At 57.7% G+C, this 13,319-nt stretch carries 9 protein-coding genes; all 9 read left to right on the top strand.

Annotation, left to right across the window (positions count from 1 at the left end; all coding sequences use genetic code 11):
- Entirely contained in the window at positions 1-1,488 is a 1,488-nt protein-coding gene (tssC, locus tag ACQY4Z_RS03435; protein WP_428526692.1) for a type VI secretion system contractile sheath large subunit, read from the top strand.
- Positions 1,489-1,569: 81 nt separating this feature from the next.
- On the top strand, positions 1,570-1,983 hold the full coding sequence (tssE, locus tag ACQY4Z_RS03430; RefSeq protein ID WP_166672759.1) for a type VI secretion system baseplate subunit TssE: 414 nt from the start codon (positions 1,570-1,572) through the stop codon (positions 1,981-1,983).
- 22 nt (positions 1,984-2,005) lie between these two features.
- The gene (gene tssF / locus ACQY4Z_RS03425; RefSeq protein WP_428526690.1) at positions 2,006-3,754 is read left to right on the top strand and encodes a type VI secretion system baseplate subunit TssF; all 1,749 of its coding nucleotides are present in this window, start codon (positions 2,006-2,008) and stop codon (positions 3,752-3,754) included.
- Positions 3,751-4,860, top strand: coding sequence for a type VI secretion system baseplate subunit TssG (gene tssG / locus ACQY4Z_RS03420; RefSeq protein ID WP_428526688.1), 1,110 nt, complete (start codon positions 3,751-3,753; stop codon positions 4,858-4,860). Before tssF ends, tssG begins: the two co-directional genes overlap by 4 nt.
- Positions 4,857-6,800: a type VI secretion system-associated FHA domain protein TagH gene (gene tagH, locus ACQY4Z_RS03415; RefSeq protein WP_428526686.1), complete on the top strand. Its 1,944-nt coding sequence runs from the start codon at positions 4,857-4,859 to the stop codon at positions 6,798-6,800. The genes tssG and tagH overlap by 4 nt, the downstream gene beginning before the upstream one ends.
- Complete coding sequence (gene tssJ, locus ACQY4Z_RS03410) at positions 6,797-7,288, top strand: type VI secretion system lipoprotein TssJ (RefSeq protein WP_133950724.1); 492 nt, start codon at positions 6,797-6,799, stop codon at positions 7,286-7,288. Before tagH ends, tssJ begins: the two co-directional genes overlap by 4 nt.
- Before the next feature lie 131 nt (positions 7,289-7,419).
- A complete protein-coding gene (tssK, locus tag ACQY4Z_RS03405) occupies positions 7,420-8,754 on the top strand; it encodes a type VI secretion system baseplate subunit TssK (protein ID WP_428526683.1) in 1,335 nt (444 codons plus the stop codon).
- An 11-nt stretch (positions 8,755-8,765) separates the two neighbouring features.
- The gene (icmH, locus tag ACQY4Z_RS03400; protein ID WP_428526681.1) at positions 8,766-9,689 is read left to right on the top strand and encodes a type IVB secretion system protein IcmH/DotU; all 924 of its coding nucleotides are present in this window, start codon (positions 8,766-8,768) and stop codon (positions 9,687-9,689) included.
- A gap of 11 nt (positions 9,690-9,700) precedes the next feature.
- Entirely contained in the window at positions 9,701-13,315 is a 3,615-nt protein-coding gene (tssM, locus tag ACQY4Z_RS03395) for a type VI secretion system membrane subunit TssM (RefSeq protein ID WP_428526679.1), read from the top strand.
- The last annotated feature ends 4 nt before the right edge of the window (positions 13,316-13,319 follow it).

The following is a 13,319-nucleotide window of genomic DNA, read 5'->3' as shown; positions in this document are numbered from 1 at the left end:
ATGGCTGACACCGAAAACCAGCAACAGGGCGCCGGCGCGCAAACCGAGGAACTCGACGCCTCGTTGCTTGACCAGATTTTGCAGGAAACCAAACTCGCTCCGAGCGACGACGGTTATGACGTCGCCAAAAAGGGCGTTGCTGCATTCATTTCCGAACTTCTGAAGCCGACCGACGGTCAAAGCCAGGTTTCTGGCGCTGCCGTCGACATGATGATCACCGAGATCGACAAGAAACTGTCGGATCAGGTCGATCAGATCATCCACAATGAAGACTTCAAGACGCTGGAGTCCGCTTGGCGCAGCCTGAAGTTCGTCGTGGACCGGACCGATTTCCGCCAGAACATCAAAATCGAAATGATGAGCGTCTCCAAGGACGAGCTTCTGGAAGATTTCGAAGACAGCCCGGAAGTCGTTAAGTCCGGCCTCTACAAGCACATCTACACCGCTGAATACGGTCAGTTCGGTGGTCAGCCGGTTGGCGCTGTTGTGACGAACTACGATTTCGGCCCCGGCTCACAGGACATCAAACTGGCTCAGTACTGCGCCAGCGTTGGGTCCATGTCGCATGCCCCGTTCATCGCCGCAGCTTCGCCGGCCATGTTCGGTGTGGATACCTTTGAGGAGATCCCGAACCTCAAGGACATGGAATCCATTTTCGAAGGACCGAAATACGCGAAATGGAACTCGTTCCGCGAGTCGGAAGATTCCCGCTATTTCGCGCTGGCCATGCCGCGCTTCATGCTGCGCACGCCTTACGGCCCCGAGACCATACCGGTCAAGGCTTTCAACTACGAGGAAGAGTCTGGTTCCAAGAGCGAGAACTACCTCTGGGGCAACGCAGCGTTTGCTATGGCGACCAAGCTGACCGACAGCTTTGCCAAGTTCCGCTGGTGCCCGAACATCATCGGCCCTCAGTCAGGGGGGGCGGTCGAGGATCTGCCGGTCCACACCTTTGAGGCCATGGGGCAACTGCAGAGCAAGATCCCGACAGAAGTTCTGGTTTCCGACCGTAAGGAATACGAACTTGCCGAACAGGGCTTTATCTCCCTGACCATGCGCAAGGGGTCCGACAACGCTGCGTTCTTCTCGGCAAACTCGGTTCAGAAGCCGAAGTTCTTCGGCAACAATCCGGAAGCCAAGGATGCGGAGCTGAACTACAAGCTCGGCACACAGCTGCCTTATATGATGATCATCAACCGCCTGGCGCATTACATCAAAGTGCTGCAGCGGGAGAACATCGGCAGCTGGAAAGACCGCAACGAACTGCAGTCCGAGCTGAACAACTGGATCCGTCAGTACGTATCTGACCAGGACAACCCGTCCGCAGACGTGCGTTCACGCCGTCCGCTGCGCAAGGCGTCGATCACCGTATCGGATGTTGAGGGCGAACCAGGTTGGTACAGCGTGTCGATGGCGGTACAGCCGCACTTCAAGTACATGGGGGCAGACTTCACACTGTCCTTGAAAGGCAAGCTCGACAAGGCTTAAGTCGGTCAGTGTCTTGACGAATGACCTTTCACAGGGCGCCAAACGTTTGGTGCCCTGTGTTGTTTCAAGAGGACTTCTGCTGTGGCGGTTTCCCTTTTCCAGCGTCTTGAAGGCGATGTATTGAAAGATGAGTTCAAGTCGCTGGATCAGCATGAGGCGGCGCTGATGGACAGTATTCTCGCCGACTTGCGTATCCTGTTGAACTCAATGGCAGGCTGCTGTGAAACGCGTCCTGACTATGGGCTTGCGGACTTCAACGCCGTCAACCAGAGCCACAAGGACACGGCTGCAGAGTTGTGCCGGGATATTGAACAGCAAATCATCAAATTCGAACCCCGATTGAGCAATCCGGTGGTCCGGACGATTGAGGATCCGAACCGTCCGCTGGAGTTTGTGTTCAACGTTGAGGCAGACTTGAAATATGGTACGCGGCAGGTTCGCGTGCGTTTTGATTCTGTGCTGGACAGCTCGGGCAAGGTGCGCCTCACTGCTTAAGCCGTAAAAGGATACGTGCTGGATGTCGGTCAATTCCTACTACAGGGATGAACTCAGCTATCTCAAGGAACTCGGAGGCGAGTTTGCCAAGGCAAACCCGCGCCTGTCCAAATATCTTGCAGGTGATCCGACCGATCCTGATGTCGAGCGGCTCATGGAGGGCTTCGCGTTTCTCGTCGGACGGCTGCGTCAGCGGCTGGATGCTGAAATGCCGGAAGTGGCGCATTCGCTGCTCAAGCTGATCTGGCCGCATTACCTGCGGCCTGTCCCGCCGATGACGACTTTGAAATTCCGGCACGCGCCGGATGTTTCTGAATTGGCCATTCGCGTTCCGAAGGGGACGTCGGTCAAGACCGCCTCCATGAACGGCGAAGCGGTGTCGTTCCGCACAACCCTGGACCTCAACGTTCTGCCGCTGGAAATCAGCGACACCAACCTGGACAACCGCAAGGACAGCGCGTCGCTCGAATTGTCCTTTACGAAAACGGCTGGTGCAGGGTTGGCTGCATTGGCGGCTGCACCGCTGACCCTTTATCTGGGCGGGCAAGGCGAGACCAACACGGCGCAACAGCTTTACCTCTATCTGATGAAGCGGTTGCGGTCGGTTCAACTGTTGCCAAAGGGGCAGGACCCGATCACAGCGGACGTGGTTTTGGAGCCGGTCGGGTTTGAGCGTGACGAAGCGAGCCTGCCGTACCCGGAAGGCTCATTTGACGGGTTCCGGATCATGCAGGAGTACTTCTCCTGCCCTGAAAAATTCATGTATGTCCGCATCCGCGGCCTTGAGAAATACGCTCGCGTCACCGCGGACAGCTTCAAACTGGTCTTTCATTTCAATCAGGGCTTTTCCAACCTCAGCCGGGTGATGCCACACCAGATTCAGTTGAACACCACACCGGCGGTCAATCTGTTTGAGGCCGAAGGCCAGGCCCTTCTGGTGTCGCATGATCGCAGTGAGTATCCGGTGCGGCCGCTTGGCGGGCGCGAACTGCGCAGCGTCCACGACGTGCTGTCCGTGACCGGTTGGGTGCAAGGCAGCAGCAAGAGAATTGATTATCAGGCGTTTGAATCCTTCTCGCATGATACGTCCGGGGCGGATCCGGACAAGCTCTACTACCGAGCGACCATCAAACCGTCGGTTCTCGGCAGTGGAATCGACCACTACATCTCGTTTGTGACCCGGTTGAACAAAGCCGGTGAACCGCTGACCGAAACGATCTCCCTCAATCTGCTCTGCTCCAATGGGGAACACGCCAGCAAGTTCGGTATTGGGTCTGTCAACCAGCCGACATCTGAGACACCGGCCAAACTGGTGTTCACAAACATCACCCGGATTTTGGGCGAGGTTCCACCGCCGCTTGATGACCGGATCCTGTGGACGCTGATTGCCAACCTCTCCCGAAACTATGCATCACTGATCGACGTCGAAGCGTTGCGCACGGTGATCGGGGCCTATGATTTCCGGGCGAATGTGGACCGGCAGGCCGCGCTTCAGCGGGACCTCTTGCTTCAAAGCTTCAAGAGTTTCGAACGGCGGAGCGTCGATATCTTCCGCAATGGCCGGCCCGTCCGTGCCTATGAACTTGTGCTTCGGCTTGCCGAGAGTGAAATGGGCGGAGAGGCGGAGATGTACCTCTTCGGCTGTGTCTTGGACCGCTTTTTGAAATCCTATGCCAGCATCAACAGTCTGCATCGCCTCTCGATCATCGGGACCGACAGCAACACGCTCTTGAGTTGGGATCCGAAGGAAGGGAGCGCGGCGCAGCTATGACGGAAGTTGTCGAGGCAACGGAAAAACACAAAGCTCTTGCCGGGCACCTTGCGCACAGCCAATTCTTTCAGCTCGTCTACCTCATCGGCTTGATGCATGCGGACGTCAACAAAATGGGTCCGGGCCACGCTCCGAAAGATGAACCGATCCAGTTCCGCGCCACCCGCTCATTGAGTTTCGGAGCCAGTGATGTCTCCGAGATCTCCTATGACGAGGCGCGCGACAAATTTGATATCCGGGTGAATTTCCTCGGCCTTTATGGCCCGGCATCGCCTTTGCCGCCGAACGTCACGGAACGGATTATCGAGAGTGACGAAAACCCGTCTTCTCTTGAAGATCTTTTGGATCTGTTCAATCACCGTCTGACGATCCTCTTGTATCAGATTTGGCGCCGCTCACGGCACTACATCCGGTTTGAAGACCATGGCCTTGATGCGACGTCCAAGTGTTTCCTGGCTTTATGCGGGTTTCCGATCGAGGACCGGGCGGAAATCGGATCCGTCGCAAGATCCGCGCTGTTGCCGCATGTAGGATTGATGTCGCTGTACTCGAACTCCGCCGAGGCCGTTGCATCGGTCTTGTCGAGCTTCTTCAAGGTGCCGTGCGAAATCATTGAGTATGTGAACCGCCACGTTGTGATGGGTGAAGACAGCCAGATCTCGCTCGGTGTTCGAAACACCCTTCTTGGCGGGGACATGGTGCTGGGCGAAGAGGTTGAAGACGATCTCGGCAAGTTCACCGTCCGGATGGGCCCTGCGCCTTATGAAAAACTCAAACCGTTCATGCCCGGAGGAGAGCGGCACCCAGAAATTGCCGAACTCTTGGCTATGGTCATGCGGGACCCACTCGATTGGGATCTGCAATTCGTCTTCAAGGAGGACACGGTGACAGCCGGACAAGTCGGCGATATCCGGCTGGGTGTTTCTTTGTGGCTCGATGCCGAGGAAGACAGCCAACTGGAGAATCCTGTTCAGTTGACGGGCCTGCCATTGGGAAGCGGACCGGACTATACCGGTGAGCTGGAACATGCTACGCCGGATGCGAGCGGTCATGCGCCCGGGACGGGGCCTGCCGAAATACAATCCAACGGTCTGATGGTGTCATGAGCAGTGAGTTGATCCTGACCTGCGCGGCTTTGGGCAGTCAGTTCCGGTACGGTCCTTCCGGTGGAACATTTGGGCGCTCAAAGAAGTGTGACTGGGTTCTTCCTGATCCCAATCGGATCTTGTCATCCATACATGCGCGCGTTGTGTTTCAAGGTGGTGCATTCTTGTTGATTGACGAGAGCACAAACGGGACGTTTCTTGCTGGACAGGAGCAGCCAATTGGCCGCGGCCGGTCTGTTCCGCTGGGGCCGGGGACTGTCCTGACAGCTGGTCCTTATGAAATAACGGCAGAACTCGTCGCGGCGCAGCAGCCCATGCAGTCCGCACCTGTTGCCGTCGCGCAGCCAAAGGTCCAGCCAGCTGCTGCAGTGGAGCCGCAACCCGATTTTACTCCGGATGCGCAATTCCTGGCACCGGGACAGACCTACGGTGCACCTCCGAAAGGCAAGCAGTCTCTGGATCCGCTGGATTATCTTGGGGGCAGTGATCCAGCGCCTCAGCCGGTGAGTGCCGCCCCGCAGGCATCCACGCAACAAATCCCGCAAGACTTCATGCAGGCCGGTGCGCAAGCACCAACTGCAGTGCCCCCGGCAGTGCAAGTTCTGCCGCAGGCTACAGCCGCACCCGTCGCCCAACCGGTGCAACCAGTCGCCGCCAGCGTTCCGCCTCAACCGGTCGCATTGCCGCCGGCAGAGTCGGCTCAACAACAACCAAGTGCTACGCCTGCGCCAGCTGCCACGCCGCCAGCGTCCGGCGGCATACCGGACGATTTCTGGTCGTCCCTTCCAGGCGGCGCGCTTCCGGACGCGCGAGCTGCGCAGGGCGGTGTGCCGATTTCCGTGCAGCCCCAACCATCGCCTGCTCCTCAGCCCGCCGCGCAATCGACCATTCCGGACGATTTTTCTTTTGGAGCTCAGCAGGCGCCGACAGCTCCATCTCCGGTATCAACACAGGAAGCCGCCCAGCAGGCTTCCACATCAGCGTCCCTTCCGCCAATGCCGCAGAGTGCTGGATTGAACGCACCTGTTTCTTCAATGATGCCGCCGATGCCCGGGCCAGGAACCGCTGGCGGTCTGTCTCATCTGGACGCGCTCAAAGCCCGACGTGAACAACGGGTTGCAGCGCTTGATGCCAAGGCCAAAGGTGCGGATAAGGACGAAGCCCGGCTGGCCGGGGCGCCGCAACCGGTGCCCGCAGCCGCCCAACAACCACAAATGCCCGCGCAGGCGATGCCGCCGCAACCCATGCCGGTGTCTTCGGCTCCTCAAGAGCCGCAAGCCTCTGCATCGGTTCAGGAAGTCCCGAACATCCCGGTGCCGACCGGGCCGCGCAGCGACGAGGATCTGCAGATCCTATTGAGGGCCATGGGGTTTCCTGAAGCCGAGGTTCCCGAAGCGATCCGGGATCAGATTCTTCAGGATGTCGGAGCCATGGTTCGCGAAATGGCATCCGGCCTTGTGTCGATGATGGCCGCGCGCAAGGTCGTGAAGTCGGAGTTCCGGATTGACGAAACCCGGATCGAACCGAAAGAAAACAACCCGTTCAAGTATTTCAAGGTCGGCGAGCTGGCCTTGGACGAAATGCTGTTGACGAGGACCGAAGGCTATCTGTCGCCCGCGCAGGCAACCCGTCACGCTTTTCAGGATCTGCAAAGCCATTCGATGGTGATCATGTCGGCCATGCAACGGGCGATGCGATTGATGTTTGAAAAATTATCCCCAGAAGCTTTGGCGCAGGCCGGTGACGGCGACGGCGCATTGCGCCTAAGAAGTCTTGGGGGGCGTCGCGACAAGTGGGATACGGCGCGCAGCACATATGATCACATGCGCAAGGACTATGAGGCAGTCGTGCGGCAGATGATCATGGAAGCCTTTACGCAAGTGCAGGAAGAGCAGGCGCGGCGCATGTCCGACGATTATTGGAATAAGAGGAAGAAATGAGCCTGACCCGACGATCAGCGTGCATCGGACTTCTGGCTGCGCCCATTGCCATTTCTGCCGGGTGTTCGCGTGTCGCCAAGCCGACACCAATCAAGATCGAGCTGCAGGCCGATGCCAACGTCAACCCCAACGAAAATGGCGATCCGGCACCGGTTGTGGTCCGGGTTTACGAGTTGAAAGAGCTGACGGCCTTTCAAAATGGCAGCTTTTTTGACTTCGCGGATAACGACAAGAAACTGTTGGGCGGTGACCTGGTCGGAAGTGCGGAATACGAGCTGACACCGGGACAGACCGTCGACTACAACCGCAGCATCTCCAGTGAAGCCCGCTACATTGGGGTAGTCGCTGCATTCCGGGATATTGAATCCGCCCAGTGGCAGGATTCCATCGAACTCGAACAAGAAAAGAAAAACGAGTTTGTCATCTACCTGACCACTCTTGCTGTTCGAATACAAAAGCTTCGAAACCGCCGGTTGGGCGTCTTTTAGGACCGATCCCGCAAGGGTTTCCTAACGAATTGAGTTTGCACAGCGGAATCAATTAGAAGATACTCCGCAACGTCGGTATTTTGCCGTTAGGTTCGAATCATGAAACTTGGTGAGAAGCGCAGGGGAGTGCATTGAACGCAAGCGGCAAACCGCTCTGGCTTGAGGGAATGTTTCTCCGGCCCCAGCACCTCCAGCAATATGACCGCTGGATCGAAACCAATCTTGAGCACCGGGTGAAAGACCAGGCGCCCTATAGCTGGGGTGTGCGGAAACTTGAATTTGATCCAGACGCCTTGCGGATCGGCCAGATTCAGGTTGCGGACGCGGATATCGTCTTTCCGGATGGATCTGTTTTCAATACCTCGCTCTTGCACAAGGTTGCAGGCGCACGCGAGATCACATCGGAACATCAGGGCAAGAAGATCTATCTGGCTGTGCCGCTGAAGTCTGTCGGCGGACTGGAAGTCGGCGACGAAGCACAAGGCAAACAGCGCTACACGAGGCATATGTCCGAGGCGCGCAACACGGCAGAAGCTGACCGGCCACCCGCCAATATCGCGGTTGGAACACTGACAGCTCGGTTGATCCTCGAAGGTGAAAGCCTTGATGAGACCGCCAATCTGCCGATCGCTGAGATTGAAGGTGTGGACGCGCAAGGTGCGGTGCAGCTTTCCGGCACCTTCATCCCCCCGGTGAATTTCGTTGCTGCAAGCAAGCCGTTGCTGGCGCATCTTGAAGAAGTGCGCAGCCTTTTACGCAAGCGCGGCGAGATGATGGCCAGCAATGCGGCAGGGCAGGGCAGCAGCACACGCAACGGCCTCATGGACCTCATGATGCTCGGCGTCGTGAATCGCTACGAGGTTCTGATCGGTCATTTGATCATGTCCGGCCGGCACATGCCCGAGACAGTCTACCGGGACCTGATTTCGCTGATCGGCGAGATCTCCGCCTATGGGACCGACACCCGCAGGCCGCCTGAAATTCCGACCTACGACCATCGCGATCTGCGAATGACGTATCAGGGCTTGGTCGCCGTCCTGCGCAGCCTGCTCAGTTTTGTTGTCGAGCAAAACGCGATCAGCATCCCACTCACAAAACGGGAATACGGGATCTGGCTGGGCGAAACCTCAGACCGGATGGTTTTCCAGGCGCGCTCGTTTGTGCTGATTGCCTATGCGAATGTCGATCTGGAAACCCTGCGCAAGCAGATGCCGATCCAGATCAAGATCGGCCCGGTCGAAAAGATTCGCGAGTTGGTCAATCTGCAGCTGCCCGGGATTGCGATCTCGCCACTCTCCGTGGCCCCCCGCCAAATCCCGTACATCCAGAACGCAGTCTACTTTTCATTGGATACCGACAATGAACTTTGGCCGCAAATGCAGACCACAGCCGCATTCGCGTTACACTTGAGCGGCGACTACCCGGGGTTGGGGCTCGAGCTCTGGGCAATCCACAAAGGCAAGTGACTTAGCAGCTGATGACGAATGACGACCTGGACCAACCGACCGTAGCGCAGCGCTTGTCGCCGCGGGCAAGTACGTCCATGGCGCAGGGCTCTGCTGGGGCGGGCGATCCGGGCGATGAACCGACTGTTGCGTTCGTCAGTCAACCGAACGTTGCCCAGCCTGCACAGCAAGCACAGCCTGACCCGGCTGCTCCGGTCTCGCAAAACGGCTCTTCTGTTGAATCCGCAACATCCATCGTCCGCCTGTTTGACCGAATTCCGGAACGGGTCCTGGTCCGCGCCGCTACGCCGTTGCTTTTGCTAATTGCCCAACTACGCAGCTCAATCGACCGGGCGGATGTTGTGGCCCTGCGCCGAGAAGTCGTTGCCGAGATCGACAAGTTCGAGCAGACCGCTCAAAAGGAAGGCGTCGAAGCCGGTGACATCATTGCCGCCCGCTATGTTCTGTGCGCGACCGTTGACGAGACGGTCTTGATGACGCCGTGGGGCAGCCGCAGTGAGTGGAGTTCCAACAGTTTGCTGAACCAGTTTCACAATGAAACCTGGGGCGGTGAGAAGTTCTTTGGCATTTTGGACCGGATTAAGGGCGATGCGCCGCGCAAGATGCCTTTGCTTGTTTTGTTGCATGCCTGCCTGATGCTCGGGTTTGAGGGCCGTTACCGGGTTCTGGAAGGCGGCAGGGATCAGCTGGAAGATCTGCGCAACGAACTGTCACGGCTGATCAAGCGCAACACGCGCATTAAGCCAGACCAACCGTTGTCGAAAGTGTCTGAAGGCCACAAGGGCGGCCGAAAAGTGAGCGTTCTGCCGCCTATTTGGATCATCGGTATCATTGCCGTGTCGATCCTGTTTATTGCCTGGGCCTACAGCGATTTCATGCTGGAAGGTGAAATCGTCCCTCCGTTGAGCGCCATTGAAGCGCTCGAAGTGAAATAGGGGCGGCGGGTATGATCAGGACATATTTCGCCAGCCTTTTGAGACCAGTAAGCCTGCTGATTCTCCTGCTGCTGATCATCGTATCGGTAGCCATCTATTTCTTCGGTGGCATCGTCACAATTGCAGGCTTCACGCCGTTTGCGCAGACCGAGCCGCGGATCATTGCGATTGTCGCGCTCTTTGTTCTGTTCTTCCTGATTACATTCTTGCGCCATGTTCTGGCACGCCGGGCGAATGCCAAGCTTATCAACTCCATGCTTGCCAATGACGAATTGGTGTCCATGGGAACGGACATGTCAGCCGATGAGGTCGAGCTGATCCGGGAACGGTTCGAAGCTGCCCTACAGAAACTACGCGACAACCCGCTGGACGGCAAACGGCGCCGGAATTTCCTGTTTGAACTGCCTTGGTACATCATCATCGGTCCTCCCGGCACCGGTAAAACCACGATCTTGCGCAATTCGGGGCTGGAGTATCCGCTTGCCGAGCATGGGCAGGAGGCGCTGCAGGGCATTGGCGGCACGCGCAACTGTGACTGGTGGATTTCCAATGAAGCCGTGATGATCGACACGGCCGGACGGTACACGACGCAGGACGTCAACAAGGGCGTTGATGCCGCAGCTTGGAATGGCTTTCTCGAGCTGCTTCTTAAGTTCCGCAGACGGCGTCCGGTTAACGGTATTTTGCTGACCATCAGCATTGAGGATGTGGCCGTTGCGGACGAGGACAGCCGGAAGCGTCAGGCGGAAATTCTGCGCCAGCGCCTGCGCGAACTGCACCGGACATTCGGCATGCGCCTGCCGGTCTATGTCATGTTCACCAAGTGTGACCTGATCGCCGGATTTGACGAATATTTTGATGACCTGAAGCAGCGCGAAAGGGATCAAGTCTGGGGCGTTACGCTGCCTTATGACCCGCAACAGATCACGGTTGGACCAGCTTTCGAGGCTGGATTTACGGATCTTGTGGCACGTCTGGAAAAAGACCTTCCAAGCACGCTGAGTGACGAGCGGAACAACAGCCGCCGGTGCCGCATCTACGGTTTTCCGTATGAATTCGGCTCTCTCTCCACGGTCTTGCGGAGCTTCCTGGCGGATGTCTTCCGCTCCAGCCGGTATGAAGCACAGCCGTTGCTGCGCGGCGTCTATTTCACGTCCGGCACACAGGAAGGGACGCCGTTCGATCGTTTGCTCGGCGCAATGGGCCGCAGTTTCCAGTTGGCCCCGTCGCATCAGATGCCGCTGAGCGGGCAGGGCAAAGCCTATTTCATCAAGAACCTGCTCTCCAATATTGTCTTTCCCGAGCAGAACCTGGTGGGCGTCAATACCGGTTTGGAGCGGCGGCTGGCGGCGCTCTACGCCGGCGGTCTGGCGGCGCTTTGTGCCTTTGTGATCGGCATGTCGGCATACTGGCTTGCTGGCCTCAATCATGCGGAGCAAACCGCTGAGAAGGTGGAGGAGCTGTCAAACCGGGTTCGGGTTCTGCGCACGGAAGCAGATCAAAACCGGTCGCTCATCAGCATTCTGCCAACGCTCAATGCCGCCAAGGCCTTGCGGGATGAGGTGATTGATCAAGAGAATTGGCTCACGGTCACGCCATTCTCAATTGAGTCCCAGTCCAAACTGCTTCCAGCTGCCACGAAAACCTACGATTCGTATCTGACCGAGTACCTTCTGCCGTCGATCGCTTCGCGTCTTGAAGCGCAAATCCAATTGGTCTCGAACACCACGGGCAGCAATTCGGCGCTTCTGCGGGACCAGCTTGAAACCTATCTCATGCTGACCACCGGGCAGAACTACAACGCCGACAAGGTCCGAAGCGCCTTCCGCTCACAAAACGAAGCGGCGTTCGTGCTCAACCCGGAGAACCGGGGCGCAATGCAGGAGCACATGAACAACCTTATTCAGCTCCTGCCGATCCAGACGGCCGTTGATCAGCCGATCGTTCAAGAGGCCCGCGACCGGATCCAGCGCGTTCCGCAAGCAAGCGAAATCTATAACCGCATGGTGACGGATTCCGCGCAGCGTTACCGGGTCGCGCCGATCAATCTGACGCGCTCGCTCGGGGCCGGTGCGCTGTTCATTGACAGTGCGACAGCCGGTGGCCGCAGCCTGATCCCTGGCTTTTACACGAAGAATGGCTTTTACAACTTCTTTCTGGCCCGGCTCCCGGAATACATCCGCTCATCGATCGGGTCCGACTGGGTACTCGGGGATAGCGTTAGTGAAACGACCTACAACCGGCTCGCCCAGGAAATCGTCCGGATGTACACGCAGGACTACGTTCAGGCCTGGCGTGAAGGGATCAGCTATATCCGTGTCGTGGAAATCGGCTCGCTCGGCCGGGCCCAGATTGTCCTGCAGGACTTGTCGAGCCCGGATTCGCCGCTCACGAATGTATTGAATATCCTTCGCGAAAACACCCAGTTGCCGCTCCCAGGTTCCCAGCAGAACCAGGCTGCAACACAGGCAGCGTCCGCAGCGTCCTCCGGTGCTGCAACGAGCCTCGCCGCTTCTGCCAGCGAAGCGGCACAGAAGGCAGCCGTAGAGACGGCATTCGGCGATGCGCCTTGGCCCGGGATTGCGATCGAAAATGCCTTCCGACCGTTGAACAACCTGACCGATCCGACAAGCAGTCAGACACTCGACCGCGTTCAGCAGCTGTTCGGCGATCTTTATGGCAACGTATCCGGCGTTGTGACGGCTCCGGACCCGACAAAAGCCGCTTACGACTTGGTCAAGGGAAGAGCACAAACCCCGACCACCGATTCCTTCACGACCTTGCGGGCGGAAGCGTCGACCAAACCCGAACCAGTGCGGTCGATGGTCTTGTCCATCGTGAACCGTACTTGGGATCTTTTGAACAAATCGGCGTATCTCTATCTGAACGGCCGGTGGAAAGATGAAGTCGTACCAGCCTGTACGTCCATCATCGCCGGCCGGTATCCGTTCGATCCGGATGCGCAAGAAGACGTCAGCCTGGAAGATTTCACGGATCTGCTCGGCCCCTCCGGTGTCATGGATGCGTTTTACAACGACTATCTGAAGCCGTTCATCGTGGTGCGTAGGCGCCAGTTCAGCCCGATCCAGACGCAAGGCGCGGGCCTGGGCTTGGCTCAGGAAACGCTCAACCAGATCTCCACGTCTCAGACAATCAAGGACGCGTTCTTTGCCAAGGGTGGCAGCAGTCCGGAGACCAAGTTCACGATCCGGCCGTCCTTCCTGGACCCGGAAGCCCTGCGCTCAACCTTGAAAATTGACGATGACTCGATCGTTTACCGGCACGGTCCGGTGCGCGGCAAGGACTTCAGCTGGCCGAGCCAGGCTGATGCGAGCACCGCGGAACTGTCGATCACACTTCTCGACAATTCCAAGACCACAATTCTCAAGGAAGGCACCTGGGCGATCTTCCGGCTCTTGAGCGCCTCAGGTCTATCACGGGTTCGGGGCCGCGACCGGTTTGAGTTCTCTGTCGAAAAGGTCGTGAAGAAAGAACAGCGGATCGATAACGGCACGAAGACGGTTGATGTGAGCTACAAGGGCAGCTTCGCCTTGAGTGCCGGCAGTGTTGTGAACCCGTTCAACCTTGGGCTCTATTCATCGTTCCGGTGCCCACCAGCCCTGTAAGGGC

This window comes from Roseibium sp., from assembly GCF_965276855.1.
Lineage (GTDB): Bacteria > Pseudomonadota > Alphaproteobacteria > Rhizobiales > Stappiaceae > Roseibium.
This window is presented reverse-complemented; position numbering and strand designations above follow the sequence as displayed.

What these genes read in the sequence shown, in the direction of transcription:
- tssF (WP_428526690.1), top strand. Translation starts at nt 2,006, where the DNA reads ATGTCGGTCAATTCCTACTACAGGGATGAACTCAGCTATCTCAAGGAA.
- tssC (WP_428526692.1), top strand. Translation starts at nt 1, where the DNA reads ATGGCTGACACCGAAAACCAGCAACAGGGCGCCGGCGCGCAAACCGAG.
- tagH (WP_428526686.1), top strand. Translation starts at nt 4,857, where the DNA reads ATGAGCAGTGAGTTGATCCTGACCTGCGCGGCTTTGGGCAGTCAGTTC.
- icmH (WP_428526681.1), top strand. Translation starts at nt 8,766, where the DNA reads ATGACGAATGACGACCTGGACCAACCGACCGTAGCGCAGCGCTTGTCG.
- tssG (WP_428526688.1), top strand. Translation starts at nt 3,751, where the DNA reads ATGACGGAAGTTGTCGAGGCAACGGAAAAACACAAAGCTCTTGCCGGG.
- tssJ (WP_133950724.1), top strand. Translation starts at nt 6,797, where the DNA reads ATGAGCCTGACCCGACGATCAGCGTGCATCGGACTTCTGGCTGCGCCC.
- tssM (WP_428526679.1), top strand. Translation starts at nt 9,701, where the DNA reads ATGATCAGGACATATTTCGCCAGCCTTTTGAGACCAGTAAGCCTGCTG.